Annotated in this window: 14 protein-coding genes; 10 read left to right on the top strand and 4 right to left on the bottom strand. The window is 74.7% G+C overall.

All coding sequences use genetic code 11. From position 1 onward, the window contains the following. The first annotated feature begins 124 nt into the window (after positions 1-124). The 7 genes from AC067A_RS24420 to AC067A_RS24390 all read left to right on the top strand — a co-directional run bounded on the left by AC067A_RS24420 (position 125) and on the right by AC067A_RS24390 (position 7,250). The gene (locus tag AC067A_RS24420; protein ID WP_479244602.1) at positions 125-535 is read left to right on the top strand and encodes a cobalamin B12-binding domain-containing protein; all 411 of its coding nucleotides are present in this window, start codon (positions 125-127) and stop codon (positions 533-535) included. After that, positions 532-1,851: a methylaspartate mutase gene (locus AC067A_RS24415; RefSeq protein WP_479244601.1), complete on the top strand. Its 1,320-nt coding sequence runs from the start codon at positions 532-534 to the stop codon at positions 1,849-1,851. The genes AC067A_RS24420 and AC067A_RS24415 overlap by 4 nt, the downstream gene beginning before the upstream one ends. Positions 1,852-2,056: 205 nt before the next feature. Further along, positions 2,057-3,064, top strand: a complete 1,008-nt coding sequence (locus tag AC067A_RS24410) for an asparagine synthetase A (protein WP_479244600.1) — start codon at positions 2,057-2,059, stop codon at positions 3,062-3,064. Between the two features lie 236 nt (positions 3,065-3,300). Then, entirely contained in the window at positions 3,301-4,512 is a 1,212-nt protein-coding gene (locus AC067A_RS24405; protein WP_479244615.1) for a glutamate synthase-related protein, read from the top strand. Further along, positions 4,506-4,874: a hypothetical protein gene (locus AC067A_RS24400; RefSeq protein WP_479244599.1), complete on the top strand. Its 369-nt coding sequence runs from the start codon at positions 4,506-4,508 to the stop codon at positions 4,872-4,874. The genes AC067A_RS24405 and AC067A_RS24400 overlap by 7 nt, the downstream gene beginning before the upstream one ends. Positions 4,875-5,074: 200 nt before the next feature. Further along, positions 5,075-6,364 (top strand): MFS transporter, encoded by a 1,290-nt coding sequence (locus AC067A_RS24395; RefSeq protein ID WP_479244598.1) that lies wholly within the window; start codon positions 5,075-5,077, stop codon positions 6,362-6,364. A 7-nt stretch (positions 6,365-6,371) separates the two neighbouring features. After that, complete coding sequence (locus AC067A_RS24390; protein ID WP_479244597.1) at positions 6,372-7,250, top strand: 4'-phosphopantetheinyl transferase family protein; 879 nt, start codon at positions 6,372-6,374, stop codon at positions 7,248-7,250. Positions 7,251-7,391: 141 nt separating this feature from the next. On the opposite strand, the gene AC067A_RS24385 is transcribed toward AC067A_RS24390, so the two are convergent. Next, on the bottom strand, positions 7,392-7,526 hold the full coding sequence (locus tag AC067A_RS24385; RefSeq protein WP_479244614.1) for a hypothetical protein: 135 nt from the start codon (positions 7,524-7,526) through the stop codon (positions 7,392-7,394). Positions 7,527-7,652: 126 nt separating this feature from the next. Next, on the bottom strand, positions 7,653-8,240 hold the full coding sequence (locus AC067A_RS24380) for a TetR/AcrR family transcriptional regulator (RefSeq protein WP_479244596.1): 588 nt from the start codon (positions 8,238-8,240) through the stop codon (positions 7,653-7,655). A gap of 104 nt (positions 8,241-8,344) precedes the next feature. Between AC067A_RS24380 and AC067A_RS24375 the strand changes: the two genes are divergently transcribed. Next, on the top strand, positions 8,345-9,190 hold the full coding sequence (locus AC067A_RS24375; RefSeq protein WP_479244595.1) for a class I SAM-dependent methyltransferase: 846 nt from the start codon (positions 8,345-8,347) through the stop codon (positions 9,188-9,190). Between the two features lie 142 nt (positions 9,191-9,332). Here the strand turns inward: AC067A_RS24375 and AC067A_RS24370 are convergent, their stop codons facing one another. Both AC067A_RS24370 and AC067A_RS24365 read right to left on the bottom strand, forming a co-directional pair. Further along, a complete protein-coding gene (locus AC067A_RS24370) occupies positions 9,333-10,214 on the bottom strand; it encodes a carbon-nitrogen hydrolase family protein (protein WP_479244594.1) in 882 nt (293 codons plus the stop codon). Between the two features lie 7 nt (positions 10,215-10,221). Further along, complete coding sequence (locus AC067A_RS24365) at positions 10,222-11,721, bottom strand: APC family permease (protein WP_479244593.1); 1,500 nt, start codon at positions 11,719-11,721, stop codon at positions 10,222-10,224. A 117-nt stretch (positions 11,722-11,838) separates the two neighbouring features. Between AC067A_RS24365 and AC067A_RS24360 the strand changes: the two genes are divergently transcribed. Together AC067A_RS24360 and AC067A_RS24355 are read left to right on the top strand one after the other, a co-directional pair. Next, a complete protein-coding gene (locus AC067A_RS24360) occupies positions 11,839-12,447 on the top strand; it encodes a TetR/AcrR family transcriptional regulator (protein ID WP_479244592.1) in 609 nt (202 codons plus the stop codon). 168 nt (positions 12,448-12,615) lie between these two features. Next, positions 12,616-14,673 carry an MMPL family transporter gene (locus tag AC067A_RS24355; protein WP_479244591.1) on the top strand — a complete coding sequence of 686 codons (2,058 nt, stop codon included), beginning with the start codon at positions 12,616-12,618 and terminating at the stop codon, positions 14,671-14,673. Positions 14,674-14,681 lie beyond the last annotated feature (8 nt).

The raw sequence follows: 14,681 nt of genomic DNA, 5'->3' as shown, positions 1-14,681 counted from the left end.
GCGCGGCGCCTTTTCCGCTTCCTTCTCCCGTCCCTTTCCCGCTCTTTTTCCGAAGCGAAAGTGCCGGTCGTTGCTGCCGCTCGGACTTCCCCTTCCAGAGGCGCCGGAAATCTACTCTTCAGGCATGAAGATTCTCTTGAGCGGAACCGCCTCGGATTCCCATACGTGGAATCTCGTGTACCTCCGGCTCTTCCTGGAGGAGCACGGCCACGAGGTCGTCGGCCTCGGCCCCTGCGTCGACGCCGAACTGCTCGCCGACGCCTGCCTGCGGCACGCCCCCCACGCGGTGGTGCTCAGCAGCGTCAACGGGCACGGCTACCGCGACGGCCTGGACGCCGTCCGCGCGCTCCGCGCCGAACCCGCCCTCGCCGCCCTGCCCGTGGTGCTCGGGGGCAAGCTCGGCGTCGGCGGACACCGCCAGGACGAGGAGGTCCGGCGCCTGCTGGACGCCGGCTGCGACGCCGTCCTCGGCGACGACCTCGACGCCCTGCGCGCCTTCCTCGCCGCCGGCGCCCGCAGGGAGGTCCCTGCGTGACCGCCGCCGCCGCAACCGGCCCCTCCGGCACGGGTTTCGGGGCCTTCGTCGCCGCCGCCTCCGCCGCCGGCCGGCTCGTCGTCCAGCCCCGCATGGGCTTCGGCGACGCGGACCGCATGCGGACCGGCCTCGCCCGCACCCGCGCGGCCACCGCACACACCGTCGGCACCCTCACCGTCGACAGCTACACCCGCGTCGGGGCCCTCGCCGCCGCCCGCGCCGCCGTCGCCGACGGCGCCCCCCTCAACGGCTACCCCATCGCCGCCCACTCCCCGGACACCACCCGGGCCGTCCTCGCCGGCCTTCACGGACCCGACTTCCCCGTCCAGGTCCGGCACGGCTCCGCCCGTCCCGAGGCCATCGTCCGCGCCCTCACCGCGGCCGGCCTCGACGCCACCGAGGGCGGCCCCGTCTCCTACTGCCTGCCCTACGGACGCACCCCGCTGCGGGACTCCGTCGCCGCCTGGGCCCGCGCCTGCGACATGCTCGCCGAACACAGCGCGGGCACCCCGCACCTGGAGAGCTTCGGCGGCTGCCTCCTGGGCCAGCTCTGCCCGCCCGGACTGCTCGTCGCCATGAGCGTCCTGGAGTGCCTCTTCTTCGCCCAGCACGGGCTGCGCAACGTCTCCCTCAGCTACGCCCAGCAGACCGACGCCGGCCAGGACGAGGAGGCGCTGCGGGCCCTGCACCGGCTCGCCGCCGAGTTCCTCCCGGCCGGCGTCGAACACCACGTCGTCCTCTACACGTACATGGGCGTCTACCCCCGCACCGAGAGCGGAGCCGTCCGCCTCCTGGAGGCGTCCGCCCGCCTCGCCGTCCGCTCCGGAGCCGGGCGCCTCATCGTCAAGACCGCCGCCGAGGCCCACCGGATCCCCACCGTCGACGAGAACGTCCGCGCCCTGGAGACCGCGGCCGCCGCCGCCGCGCTCGCGGGCGCCCCCACCCCGCACACCGCGCCCGAGGACGGCGAGGTCTACCAGGAGGCCCGCACCCTCGTCGAGACCGTCCTCGACCTCCACCCCGACCTCACCCGCGCCTTCCCCGCCGCCTTCGCCCGGGGCCTGCTCGACGTGCCCTTCTGCCTCCACCCCGACAACGCCGGCCGCTCCCTCGGCTTCATCGACCCCGTGGGACGCCTCCGTTGGGCCCGCACCGGCGCCATGCCCCTGCGCCCCGACACCGGCGCCGACGCGAGCCCGCTCACCGCGGCCGGACTGCTCACCGCCCTCCATCACGTCGCCGACCGCTACGACCACGCCTCCGCCCACCGCCACGAGGGCCACGGCAGCCCGGTCGCGACCCCCCTCACCGTCTGACCCGCCCGGCCCTCACCGTCCGACCCGCCCGGCGACCCGACGCCGCCGACCGCTGGACCGCGTCCGACCGTGCGGCCCGACCGCCCGACCGCCCGCTCAACCGCGCGGCCTGCCCGACCGCCCGACCAGGCCCGACCGCCCAGGCCCTACCGGGCGGCCCGGCCACCCGCACCCGCCCCTCCCGTACGAGATCAGGAGCCCCGCCATGGACCAGACCGCACCCGCCTCCGCCGCCCCGGCCACTCCGCCCCCGCTCGGCGAACACCTGCGCTCGCCCCAGCTGCGGGCCGCCATGCTCGTCCAGCAGGAGGCCCTCCAGGGCGCCCGCGACTACCTGCGCGGCCAGGGCTTCACCGAACTGCTCCCGCCGCTCGTCGGACCCGTCACCGACCCCGGCGGCCGCGGGGCCAAGGCCCTGGACGTCGACTACTACGGGCACCCGTACAAGCTCATGACCAGCGCCATCCTCTACAAGCAGGCGTCCCTGCGCGGTTTTCCCCGGCTCTTCTACATAGCCCCCAACGTCCGCGTGGAGCCCGAGGAGACCGCCACCACCGGCCGGCACCTGGTCGAGTTCCACCAGATCGACGTCGAGATCGCCGACGCGGGCCGCGAGGAGGCCCAGGAGATCGCCGCCGGGCTCCTCACCCACGTCACCGAGCACGTCTGGACCACCGTCCCCGAGATCCTCACCGGACTCGGCCGCATGGAAGCCGACTTCGCGGACGTCCGCGCCGGGAAGTACGACGTGCGCACCCACGACGAGGCCGTGGCCCGGCTGCTGTCCCTCGGCCACCCTCAGAACCCCGACGGCGAGATCGACTGGACCGGCGAGCGCATCCTCTCCCTGGAGAGCGACCGCCCCTTCTTCGTCGACGACTACCCCAAGGGCTCGCGCGGCTTCTACGACCGCGAGGACCCCGACCGCCCCGGCGTGCTCCGCAACTTCGACCTGATCGCCCCCCACGGGTACGGCGAGCTGGTCTCCGGCAGCGAACGCGAGGCCGACTACGCCACCCTCGTCACCCGGATGCGCGAGAGCGGCGAGAACCCCGCCAAGTACGCCTGGTACCTGAAGGAGGCCCGCGAGGGCATCCCGTCCAGCGCCGGCTTCGGCATGGGCCTCCAGCGCCTGGTCCGCTTCCTCACCGGCCTCGACGCCCTCTGGCAGGTCAGCGCCTACCCGAAGCTCCCCGGGGTCGTGACCCCGTGACGACGATCCCCGCCGCCCCCGCCGCCCCCACCGTGAAGCCGGCGAACGGCTCCGCCGCCCCCGCCGGGGAACCCGTGAACGGCTCCGCCTCACCCCTCCCGCCCGCCTCGCCCGCCCTGCTCGCTTCACCCGCCCCGCTTGCCTCACCTACCCCGCTCGCCTCACCCGCCCCGCCGACGGCCTCGGCCACGCCCGCCCCGTCCGGTCTCTCCGCCCCCGGCTTCGCCGAAGAGCAGGTGCGGGCGCGGGCCCGGACCGGGTCCGCCGCCGTCTTCCCGGACGCCGCCACCTACGGCGCTCGCCTCTTCGGCCCGGCCGCCTCCCACGGCGGGGACGCGCTGGACCGCACGCGGATCGTCCCGCCCGTCTTCATGCCGGAGCGCCTGGAGAAGCTCATCGACCTCGCCCGCGAGCCCGAGTTCGGCGACGTCGACCTCACCGCCGAAGTCGGCGGCTTCACCGCCCGGCTGCCCCTCTACCTCTCGGCCTTCGGCTCCACCCGGGCCGGCAGCGGCGACCTCGCCGTCCACGCGAGCCGCCAGGCCGCCCGCCTCGGCATCCCGATGGTCATCGGCGAGAACATGGTCCCCGTCCACGGCTACCGCAAGGCCGGCGACGCGACCCGCTCCGCCCTCCGTGCCCGCGTCGAGGCGTACCTGGAGGCCGCCCCCGACGGAGTCGGCGGCATCGTCGTCCAGCAGTCCACCGAGGACGCCGACTCCGAGGTGTGGAACCTCCTCTACAGCGACCCCGCGTTCCGCCCCCTCCTGGAGACCGGGCGCCTCGCCTTCGAGCTGAAGACCGGCCAGGGCGCCAAGCCCGGCCTCGGGGGCATGACGGTCGTCGGCCGCGCCGAGGCCGAGCAGCTCGCCCGCCGCTTCACGGTCCGCGAGGTCTTCGGCGAGGACGCCCCGCAGCGGCTGCGCTGCGCCACGCCCGGCACCTTCACCGAGGAGATCCTCCGCCAGCAGCTCCGCTTCATGCGCAACAACTTCCCCAAGGCCCGCACCTGGGTGAAGTTCCACCCCGGCCGCGACATCGCGTCCGCCGCCCGCACCGCCTGGGCCGCCGGAGCCGACGCCGTCACCGTCGACGGGGCCGAAGGCGGCACCGGCTGGGCACCCGGAGTCTTCCTGGACCAGGTCGGACTGCCCCTCGCCGAGTGCCTGCGCCGGATCGGCCGGCCGGAGGGCTGCCTGCTCGCCACCGGCGGCGTCTGGGAGGGCGGCCGGGCCGTCCGGGCCCTCGCCCTCGGAGCCACCGCCGTCGGCCTCGGCCGCGCCGCGCTCCTCGCCGTCGACGAGGACCCCGAGCACGGCCTGGAGCGCCTCGTCGAGGCCCTCGCCCTCGAACTCCGGTTGCTCGTCAGCGCCCTCGGCAAGTACGCGCCCGCCGCCCTGACCCCGGACGACCTCTGGGACCCGGCCCAGGGAGCGGTCCCGTGTTGAGGCCGCCGCGCCGCGGGGCCTCCCGCACCGTGCACGCCCGCTTCTCGGTGCGGGAGGCCCCCGGCATCACCGTCGGTGCCCCCGGCCCGCTGCCGTACGGCGTCGACGGCCTCGCCCGCCGCACCGCGCAGCGCGCCCTCAGCGAGGCCGGCCGCGGCTACCTCGGCGGCCACGTCGAACTCCGCGCCCCCCGCGGCCTCGCCCCCCGCCTCCTGCGCCGGGCCACCGACCGCGCCGTGGCCCTCGCGGTGGCCGCCACCCTCCACGGAGCGCCCCCGACCACCCGCATCCGCCCCCGCACCCGACCCGCCCGCCCCGCCACGACAGCGACCCCACCCACCCGCACCGGCCTCGGCACCTGACCCGCCCGCCCCGCCACGTCAAGGACCCCACCCACCCGAAGGCAGCAACCCTCGCAGCTCCACCAGCGACCCGAAGGCAGCAACCCTCGCAGCTCCACCGGCGACCCCAGCGACCCGAAGGCGGTGCGAGGCCCCCGCTTCACCCGCGACCCCAGCCATCCGAAGGCAGCAACCCTCCCCGCCCACAGAAAGCCGACCCCATGGCCACGCCCCTCGCCGATCCGCCCGCTCCCGCCGTCGACTGGCGCCGCATCAGCAGTCTCGTCGTCGGCCAGGCCGCCGTGCAGGCGGGCAGCTTCGCGCTTCTCATCGCCATGAGCTGGACCGCCGTCCAGCTCGGCGGCCGAGGCGCGGTCACCGCCGTGACCCTCGCCGCGACCCTGCCCCGCGCCCTGCTGCTCCTCTTCGGCGGCGCCCTCACCGATGTCCTCGGCCCGCGCGCGCTCCTGCTGCGCGCCACCAGCGTCCGGGTACTCGTGCTGGTCGCGGGCGTCGTCGTCACGACGACCGCGCACACCCTGTGGCCGCTGATCGCCATCGCCCTCGTCGACGGCATCCTGCTGGGCCTCACCGGACCCGCGTCCGGCGTCCTGCTGCCGCACCTGGCACCGCAGGAGCACCTCGGCCGCGCCAACTCCCTCTTCTCGATGGTGCTGCGCCTCGCCCCGATCGCCGGTTCCCCGCTCGGCGCCTGGCTCGTCGTGGTCGGCGGCCTGCCCGTCGCGATGACCGCCGCCGCCGTCGGCTGCGCCCTCTGGCTCGGCTGTGCCGCGCACGTCACCCACGGCATGAAGAGGCCCGAGACGGCCGCGCCGGGAGGCCCGTCCCTGCTGCGCCGCTCGGGCGACGGCTTCCGGCTGCTCGGCGCGCACCCCCGCCTGCGCTGGATGTTCGTGGCCTGCTTCGCGATGGACCTGGCCTTCCTGTGGCCGGCCGAGGTCGCGCTGCCGCTGCGCGCGGCGGACCAGGGCTGGGGGGTCGGCGCGGTTGCCTTCGTCCTCGCCGCGTTCAGCGTGGGCGCCCTCGCCTCGGCCGCGCTCGGCGCCGCGCTCGCCCACCGGATCCCGACCCACCTGAAGCTCGTGGTGACGGGCACCGGCCTGGCCCTCGGCATGGGGGCGATGGCCCTCGTGCCCTCGCCGGGACTGCTCGCGGCCGCGGCCGCCGCCGTCGGCCTGCTCTCGGGACTCAACGGGCCCGCGCTGGTCACGGCCTATCAGCAGGCCGTCCCCGAGGGCCGGATGGGGGCCGCGATGTCGACCTTCGCCCTCTCCGGGATCGGCGCGGCACCGCTCTCGCTGGCCGTCTTCACCCCGGTCTCGCTGCACCTCGGGGTGACCGGCACCTGGCTGCTCTGCGCCGGCCTCGCCCTGGTCTCCCCGATCGCCGCCGCCGTCGCCCTGCGCGCCGGCGCCGCGGGGAAGGCCGCCGGGCCGCGCGCCGAGGACCGCATCCGTACCGCACCGGAGACCACCGCCACGTCCGTGTGAGGCAGACATGACCCCGCAGACCCCTGCACCTCCGCCCGCCCTGTACGCCCCCGGGCCCGACCTCCTCGTCCCGCCGCCCGACCTGTCCGTACCCTCTCCCGTCCTGTCCGCTCCCTCTCCGACCCCGCCCGTCCTCGCACCCGCCCCGTCCGTACCTCCGGCCGAGCCGTACCGCCGGCCCGGCGCCGTACTCCTCCGTCCGTCCCCGCTCCCGCCGCTGCCCGCGGCGCCGGTACTGCCGCCCGGTCCGCGTGCGGCCCGCCCGCAGCTGTGGCTGGTCGCCACCGAGGTGCACGAGGACAGCGCGGCCCACTACGCCTCCCTCGTCCTCGACGCGGAGGAGCTGGCGCGGGCGGGGGAGTTCCGGCGGCCGGGCGACCGCGCCACGTACCTGTGCGCGCACGTGGGCCTGCGGCGGCTGCTCGGCGCCCACCTGGGTGTCGCACCGCGCGGCATCACGATGGAGCGGGCGCCCTGCCCCTGCTGCGGCGAGCCGCACGGGCGGCCGGTGCTCCCGGACGGCCGGCTGCACTTCTCGCTCTCGCACTGCGAGGGGATGAGTCTGATCGCCGTCGCGACCACCCCGGTGGGCGTGGACATCGAGCGGATCCCCGCCCCGCACCTCGTCACCGAGCTCGCCGAGGTCCTCCACCCCGCCGAGTCGGCCGAACTGGCCGCACTCGCCCAGGACCGCCGCCCGGCGGCCTTCGCCCGTGTGTGGACGAGAAAGGAGGCCTACCTGAAGGGAACAGGCGTCGGACTCGGCGCCGATCCCTCGGCCGAATACGTCGGCTCAGGCCCCGTCCCGACCGCCCCACCCGGCTGGTTCCTGGCCGACGTGGCCGTACCCGCCGGCCACCAAGCGGCGGTTGCGGTACGCGGCTGACGCCCCGACCCCGCCCCCGCCCCCGCCCGGACCCGACTCCGCCTCCGGCCCCGACCCCGGCCCGCCACCCGGCCGGGCGGGGCCGGTCGAGGACCCCGGAGCGGCGGGCGGAAGGGCCGCCAGGTCACCACCGCTCGTCGGTCAGGTGCCGCCGCGTTCCAGGTCCCGGACGACGCGCCTCCTGCGCGGGCCGCGGAGCAGGCCGCGGGCCGCGGTGACCGTCGCGTCCGTGGAGCCGTCGTGGAGGACCAGGATCTCCAGGCCGGGGTGATCCACCTCCCGCAAGGCCGAGACGCAGCCCGGCGATCGCCCTCTCCTCGTTGGAGGCGGGGACGAGGACGGTGACGCCGGGCCGGCCGCCGGGCGGGTGACCGCTGCGGGCGCCCGGGCGCCCGGTGGACGTCACGGCGTACGGATCAGCGCGCGGATGAGTCGCTCGACCTGCGCGCGGGACTCCGGTGCCGGTTCCGCCGAGCCGGTCATCAGGAGGTGGTGCAGAGTCCCCACGAGCGCGAGTGCCACCGACTCCGCGTCCAGCGGGGTCGCGACCCGCCCGAGCTGCTGCTCCGCGCGAAGGTAGCCGCTGACCGCCTCCTGGATGGCGGTGAAGCCGGGGGCGCCGGCCCGCCAGGCTTCGCGGACGCGCTGGGCCGCAAGCGGGCGGGTCACCGCCAGCCCGACCAGGCCGGGGTCGAGGGACAGGACCGCTGAGGCCACGTCGGCGAGGTTGTCCTCCACCGGATCCGTACCCGCTCGGGAGGGCAGGTCCTCCGAGAGGGCGGCGGCCGCCGCGAACCGGTGGAGGACGAGTTCGGCGACGAACTCGTCGAGTCCGGCGAAGTGGGTGTGCAGCACGCCCTTGGCGCACCCGGCTTCGTCGGTGACGGCGCGGCTGGTCAGCGCCGCGGCCCCGTCCCGGGCCAGGACGCGCTCCGCGGCCGCGAACAGCCGCTCGCGCAGGCCTTCGATGGCTACTCCGCGCGGTGACATCAACTTCCTCCCGGGGGTGGGCGTTGCATGTATGGGCAAGCGCCCATACTGTTTGGGCGTACGCCCATTCTAGGGTTCTCGTGACCCCATCGGAGGTCATCCGCATGCAGCAGATCGCCGACTCCGCCCAGGCGCGGGCATGGAACGGCTATGAGGGCACGCACTGGGCCGCCCACCACGACCGCTGGAACGCCGTCAACGCCGGCTTCGACGAGCCCCTGCTGGCGGCCGCGTCGATCCGTCCCGGGGACCATGTGCTCGACATCGGCTGCGGCGCCGGAGCGACCACGCGTCTGGCCGCCCGGGCCGCCGAACAGGGCCACGCCACCGGCCTCGACCTCTCCGGTCCCATGGTCGAGCAGGCCCGGACCGTCGCCGCCGAGGAGGGAATCGCCAACATCTCCTTCACACACGGGGACGCCCAGGTCCACGACCTGCCCCGCGCCGCCTTCGACGTCGCCATGAGCCGCTTCGGCATCATGTTCTTCGCGGATCCGCCCGCCGCGTTCGCCAACATCGCGTCCGCCCTGCGTCCGGGAGGGCGTATCGCCTTCCTCGGTGCGGCCGAGCCGGAGGGGAACGAGTGGCTCACCGCGCTCACCGCCCTCCAGGACATCCTGCCGATCGGCGGCTTCGGCGCTCCGGGCGGACCGGGCATGTTCTCCCTCGCCGACCCCGACACCGCGACCGGCCTGCTGCGTGCGGCCGGCCTCCGGAACGTCCGCGCCGAGCACGTCCAGGCGCACGGGACCTGGGGCCGCACCGCCTCGGAGGCCGCGGACTTCCTCCTCGACTCGGGCCCCGGCCGGCACCTCCTCAGCTCGGTCGGGCCCGCCACCCAGGCCGAAGCGCGGCGCCGCCTGACCGATGACCTCGGCGCCCACGAGAACGAGGGCGCGGTCCGGCTGCGCAGCACCGGCTGGCTCTTGACGGCCACGGTCGCCGCCTGATCCCCCCACCGGGCTCCCCTCGCACAGGAGCTTTGCGGGCCGGAAGTCCGCCCGGAGGGCATGCAGTGGGAAGGCGGCGCCTGTCCCGGCTCCTCCGGGGCCGGGACAGGCGCCGCCTTCCCGTGAACGACCGCGGGAGCCGTCACGGGGTCTCGTCCTCCAGCCAGTCCGGCGTGCGGAATCCTCCGCCGCCGTACATCGGAAGGCGCACCGACGCGCCGTGGCGGGCGAGCTGGCTCCAGGGGCGGTTGATACCGGCGGAGCCGTAGCGGCGTACCCGGGCGACCGTGTCGAGATCGAGGACGTCGACGAGGATCTCCTCGCCGGGGCCGGCCTGCTGGCGCACGTTGCCCTCGGGGTCGACGACGGCGCTCTGGCCGACCCCGGCCGGGTCGCCGGCGTTGACGTTGACGACGTAGACCTGGTTGGTCCAGGCGTTGGCGCGCGCGCAGACCAGTTCCATCTCCCGGTCGCGGGTGGGGGTGAGGGTGGGCTGGATGACGACCTCCGCTCCGAGCCAGGCGAGCTGCCGGACCGTCTCGGGGAAGGAGCCGTCGTAACAGATGGCCAGGCCGACCCGGCCGGCCCCGGGGATGTCGAAGACGGTGAACTCGTGGCCGGGGGCGGTCTTCTCGTACGGTTGCCACGGGAAGACCTTGCGGTAGCGGGCCGCGATCTCGCCCTCCGGTGAGATCGCGAGGGCGGTGTTGTGGATGCGCCCGTCCCCGGCGCGCTCGTACACGCTTCCCGGGACCAGCCACAGGCCCGTCTCCACGGCGAGGGCGCCCAGCCGGTCGGTGAGCGGGCCCGGGATCGTGACGGCGGCCCGTTCCATCCAGTCGTCGGCCGACGGCCGCAGCAGGGGGCCTTCCGCGGCGAGCAGCAGTTCGGGTACGACGACGAGCTGCACATGGGGGAACAGGGCGCGGGTGGTGCGGACCTGGTCGGCGAAGCGCTGCCAGCTCGCTTCGAGGTCGTGGGCGACGGGGACGGTCTGGACGGCGGCGATGGCGAGCGTGCGCATGAGTGTGTCAGTCCTCGGTGATCGTGAGTCGGGCGACCGTGGTGCGGCCGTCTCGGAAGAAGCGGTGGAAGCGGGTGCGGGCGGCGGCCAGGGCCAGGGCGCCGGTGGCGATGGACCCGGCGCCGAGGAGGAAGACGCCGCCGATGCCGTGGAAGGAGGTGCTGCCGTAGGCCGGGTCGTACATGTCGTGGGCGCTGCGGGCGAAGGCGGCCAGCATCATCAGCCCGCCGAGCAGGGGCAGGACCCCGCGCAGCAGCAGGTCGCGCGGCGAGTTGCGCAGCCGTCCCCGGAAGTACCAGACGCAGGCCAGCGCGGTGGTGCCGTAGTAGCAGGCGATCAGCAGTCCGACGCACAGGATCGCGTCGCCGAGGAAGTCGGTGGAGACGAGCGTGAGCAGGACGAGGAGGCAGGCGGCGGTCGCGCCGGCGAAGAGGGTCCCGAAGCCGGGGGTGCGGTGGCGGGGATGGACCTGGGCGAAGGCGGCCGGCAGGGCGCCGTGGGCCGCCATGGACAGCGTGCTGCGTGAGGAGCCGACGAGGCTGGTGAGCAGGGCGGAGACCGCCGAGACGCAGACGGCCAGCTCCATCACCTTCGCCAGGGTGGGGCCCAGGACCGGTGGGGCGAGTGTGGACAGCACGTCGGCGGCGTTGTCCGGGTTGCCGAGGCCGGTGCCGTCGGTGCCGGTGCCGGCGAAGGCGATGGCCGCGAAGGCGGTGAACAGGTAGGTCCCCAGCAGCACGAGGGTGGAGATGACGGCGGCCTGGCCGGCGACGCGCTCTCCGTCGCGCGTCTCCTCGTTCGCGGTGATCAGCGCGTCCCAGCCCCAGTAGATGAACAGGCACAGCATCACCGCCTCGGCGAACGGGCCGAAACCGGAGAAGGCGAGGGGGTCGAGCCAGCCCGGGGACGGGGTGTCGGCGCCGTGGCGGGCGAGGGCTGCGGCGCCGAACCCGAGCAGGGCGGCCAACTGCAGACCGAGCAGCACGTACTGGACGGCGGCCGAGAGGTGCAGCCCCCGGTAGGCGATCGCCGTCACCGCCGCCAGTAGGGCCACCGCGGTGATCGTCACGGCGAGGCCGCTGCCGGCGAGGGAGTGCAGTCCGAGCAGGTGGAGCAGGTACGTGGCGCCGACCTGGGAGAGGGCCGTCATCGCGATGAACGTGGCGACCTGCACCACCCAGCCGCCGGCGAGCCAGCCCGTCAGCGGTCCGAACGCGCGAGTGGTCCACACGAAGGTGGTGCCGCAGTCCGGCATCTCGCGGTTCAGCTCGCGGAAGGCGAACGCGGTGAGCAGGATCGGGACGAAGCCGAGCAGCAGTGCGGCCGGTGCGAGGTCCCCGACGGTCAGGGTCACGAAGCCGAGGGTGACGGCGATGCTGTAGGCCGGGGCGACGCAGGAGAGCCCGAGGGTGACGGAGGCGAGCAGGCCCACCGAGCCGCTGCGCAGCCCCTTGCCGCGGGCGGGCTCGGGCCCGGATCTGACCTCGGCGTCGTTCACGTTGGGCATGGTGCCTCCATAGGCCGACAGGTTTGTTAAACGCAGATTTAAGACGTGCGTTGCTGGTCGGTCAATAGTCGAGGGGCTATTGTTAAATCTCGATACAACAGAGACGAGGGGAGTGGCGTGGCCGCGAGGAAGGGCACGGACAAGGAGGCCCGCCGGGCCGAGCTGGGCAGGGCGGTGGAGCGTGCCCTGGTGGCGCGCGGCCTCGAAGGCCTGCGCCTGCGGGACGTCGCGGAGGAAGCCGGGGTGACCCCCGCCGCGGTGCTCTACTACGGAGACCTGGACGCCCTGGTCCACGCCGCCTACCAGCAGGCGATCGAGCGCTACAGCCAGGAACGCGAACGGGCCGCGAACCGGTTCGCCGACGCGCGCCGGCAACTCGGGGCCTGCATCGACCAGGGGGTCGCCGACGGACCCGACGACACGCTGACCCGGCTGCTCTTCGAGTACTGGCCCCGCTGTCTGCGCGACGCCAAGGCCGCGGCCCTCGACAGCGCGCTGACCGAACGTCAGATCGCCGTGTACTCGGGCATCCTGGTCCTGGGACAGGCCCAGGGACACTTCACCCTCCACGACCCGCCGCGCATGCTCGCCGCCAGCTTCGTCGCCATGGAGGACGGCTACCAGATGGAACTCCTCGCTGGCCGCCGCACCCGCGCCGAGGTGATCGCGGCCCTGCACGCCTACGCCCGGGCGGTCACGGGGCACGACCCGGCCGCGCGCGACTGACGGAGGCGGGCCGCCGACCGCTCCGCTCCCGTACTCCCCAGGGAGTAACCGCGGCCCCGCGACACCCACGGGAGTACCCCTCGGCTCGGTCCTCAGCGCGACGAATCCCCCTTCCCGCGGCGGGAGTCTGGGAGCGAACCGATGAGGACCGACGGAGGGAGGCCCGGGATGGAGGGCCGCAAGAGGTTCGTGGGGTGGGGGGTGCTGGCCCTCTGGGTGATCGTGATCGCCCTGGCCGCACCGTTCGCGGGGAAGCTCGGGGAGGTACAGCGCGACCGGGCCGTGGACTACCTGCCGGGCAGCGCGGACTCGACTCGGGTGGCGAGGATCACCGAGCGGTTGCCCGGCGGGGACTCCACGGACCTCGTGCTCGTGTACCACCGCGAGGGCGGTCTGACCGCCGCCGACAGGGCCACCGCGGCCCGGGAGGTGCAGCGGGTCGCGGCCGAGCACCCCCTGAGCTCGACCCCGCGCGCCGTACCGTCCGAAGACGGCACCACCCTGCTGTACGCGGTCTCCAGCACCGAGCCCGGTTCGGACGAGAAGGCCAGGGACGCGTTCGTCCACGACGTCCGCGAGACGGTGAGCGGCGAGGTCGGAGGCCCTGGGGCCCTCGCCACGGACGCGAGCGAGGTGTACGAGTCGCTCGACGGCCCGCTGCTCTACACGACCGTCGCCGTCGTCGCCCTCCTGCTGATCGTCATCTACCGCAGCCCGTTCCTCTGGCTCGTCCCGCTGGTCGTCGCCGGCGGCGCGAACTTCCTGTCGAGGGCAGTGGCCTACGCCCTCCACCAGGGCTTCGACATCAGCGTGTCCGGCCAGAGCACCGGCGTCATGACGATCCTGGTCTTCGGTGCCGGCACGGACTACGCGCTCCTGCTCGTCTCGCGCTACCGGGAGGAACTGCGTCGCTTCCCGCGTCCGTACGACGCGATGGCCGCCGCCCTGCGCGGCTGCGGCCCCGCGGTCCTCGCGTCCTCCGGGACCGTCGCCCTCGGCATGCTGTGCCTGCTCGCCGCGGACATGAACAGCAGCCGGGGCATGGGACCCACGGCCGCCGTCGGGGTGCTGTGCGCCCTGGTCGCGATGACGACGCTGCTGCCCGCCCTGCTCGTGGTGCTCGGCCGACGGGTGTTCTGGCCGCTGATCCCGGCGCACGGCAGCGAGCCGAAGACCACGCGCCGGTCCCTCTTCGCGGCGATGGGCTCCTCGGCGGGCCGGCGCCCGCTCGCCGTCCTCCTCGCGGGCGCCGCGGCCCTGGCCGCCCTCGCCCTCGGCGCGCTGAACCTGCCCGGGGCCCTCAAGCAGGAGGACTCCTTCAGCTCCACCCCGGAGGCGGTCGCCGCGATGAAGACGCTCGCGGTCGCGTACCCGCAGACGGGAACCCAGCCCATCACCGTGGTCGCCCCGACGGCGGACTCCGCCGGAGCGCTGGAGACGGCGCGGGCGACCGAAGGCGTCGTCAGGGCCGAACGCGGCCGCAGCGGCGACGGCTGGACGGAGATCTCCGTCGTCGCCGCGCACCCGCCGCAGTCGGCCGCCGAGACCGCCACCATCAAGGAACTGCGGTCCGCGCTCGGCGAGGGGGTGTACGTCGGAGGGCCGAGCGCCGAACAGCTCGACATGGCCGACACCAGCGCCCGGGACCGGGACCTCGTCGTCCCGCTCGTCCTCGTCGTCGTGACGATCGTGCTGATCGCCCTGCTGCGGAGCCTGGTGGCCCCGCTGCTCCTCGTCGCCGCGGTCGTCGCCGTCTGGGGCGCGGCCCTCGGCATCGGCGGCCTCGTCTTCGAGTCCCTCTTCGGCTTCGAGGGGACCGACCCCGGCCTGGGCCTGCTCTCCTTCGTCTTCCTCGTCGCCCTCGGCGTCGACTACGGCATCTTCCTGATGCACCGGATGCGCGAGGAGTGCCTGAACGGGACGGAGCCGGGCGCCGCGGCCCTGACCGCGCTGCGCACGACCGGCGGGGTGATCGCCTCGGCGGGACTCGTCCTCGCCGCGACCTTCGCGGTCCTCGTGAACATGCCCATGGTGCAACTGGCCGAGCTCGGCTTCGTGATCGCGGTCGGCGTCCTCCTCGACACCTTCCTGGTCCGCACGTACCTCGTCACCAGCGCGAGCGTGCTGCTCGGCCGGAGGGTGTGGTGGCCGGGTCCGCTGGCCAAGAGGCCCGAGGCGCGGCCCGGTTCGGAGTCCGCGGACGAGCCGGTGCCCGTACGGGTCTGATCAGGGGC

Source organism: Streptomyces sp. NPDC043176, from assembly GCF_056436715.1.
Note: the sequence above shows the minus strand (reverse complement) of the source record. Positions and strands in the feature narration are given on the sequence as shown.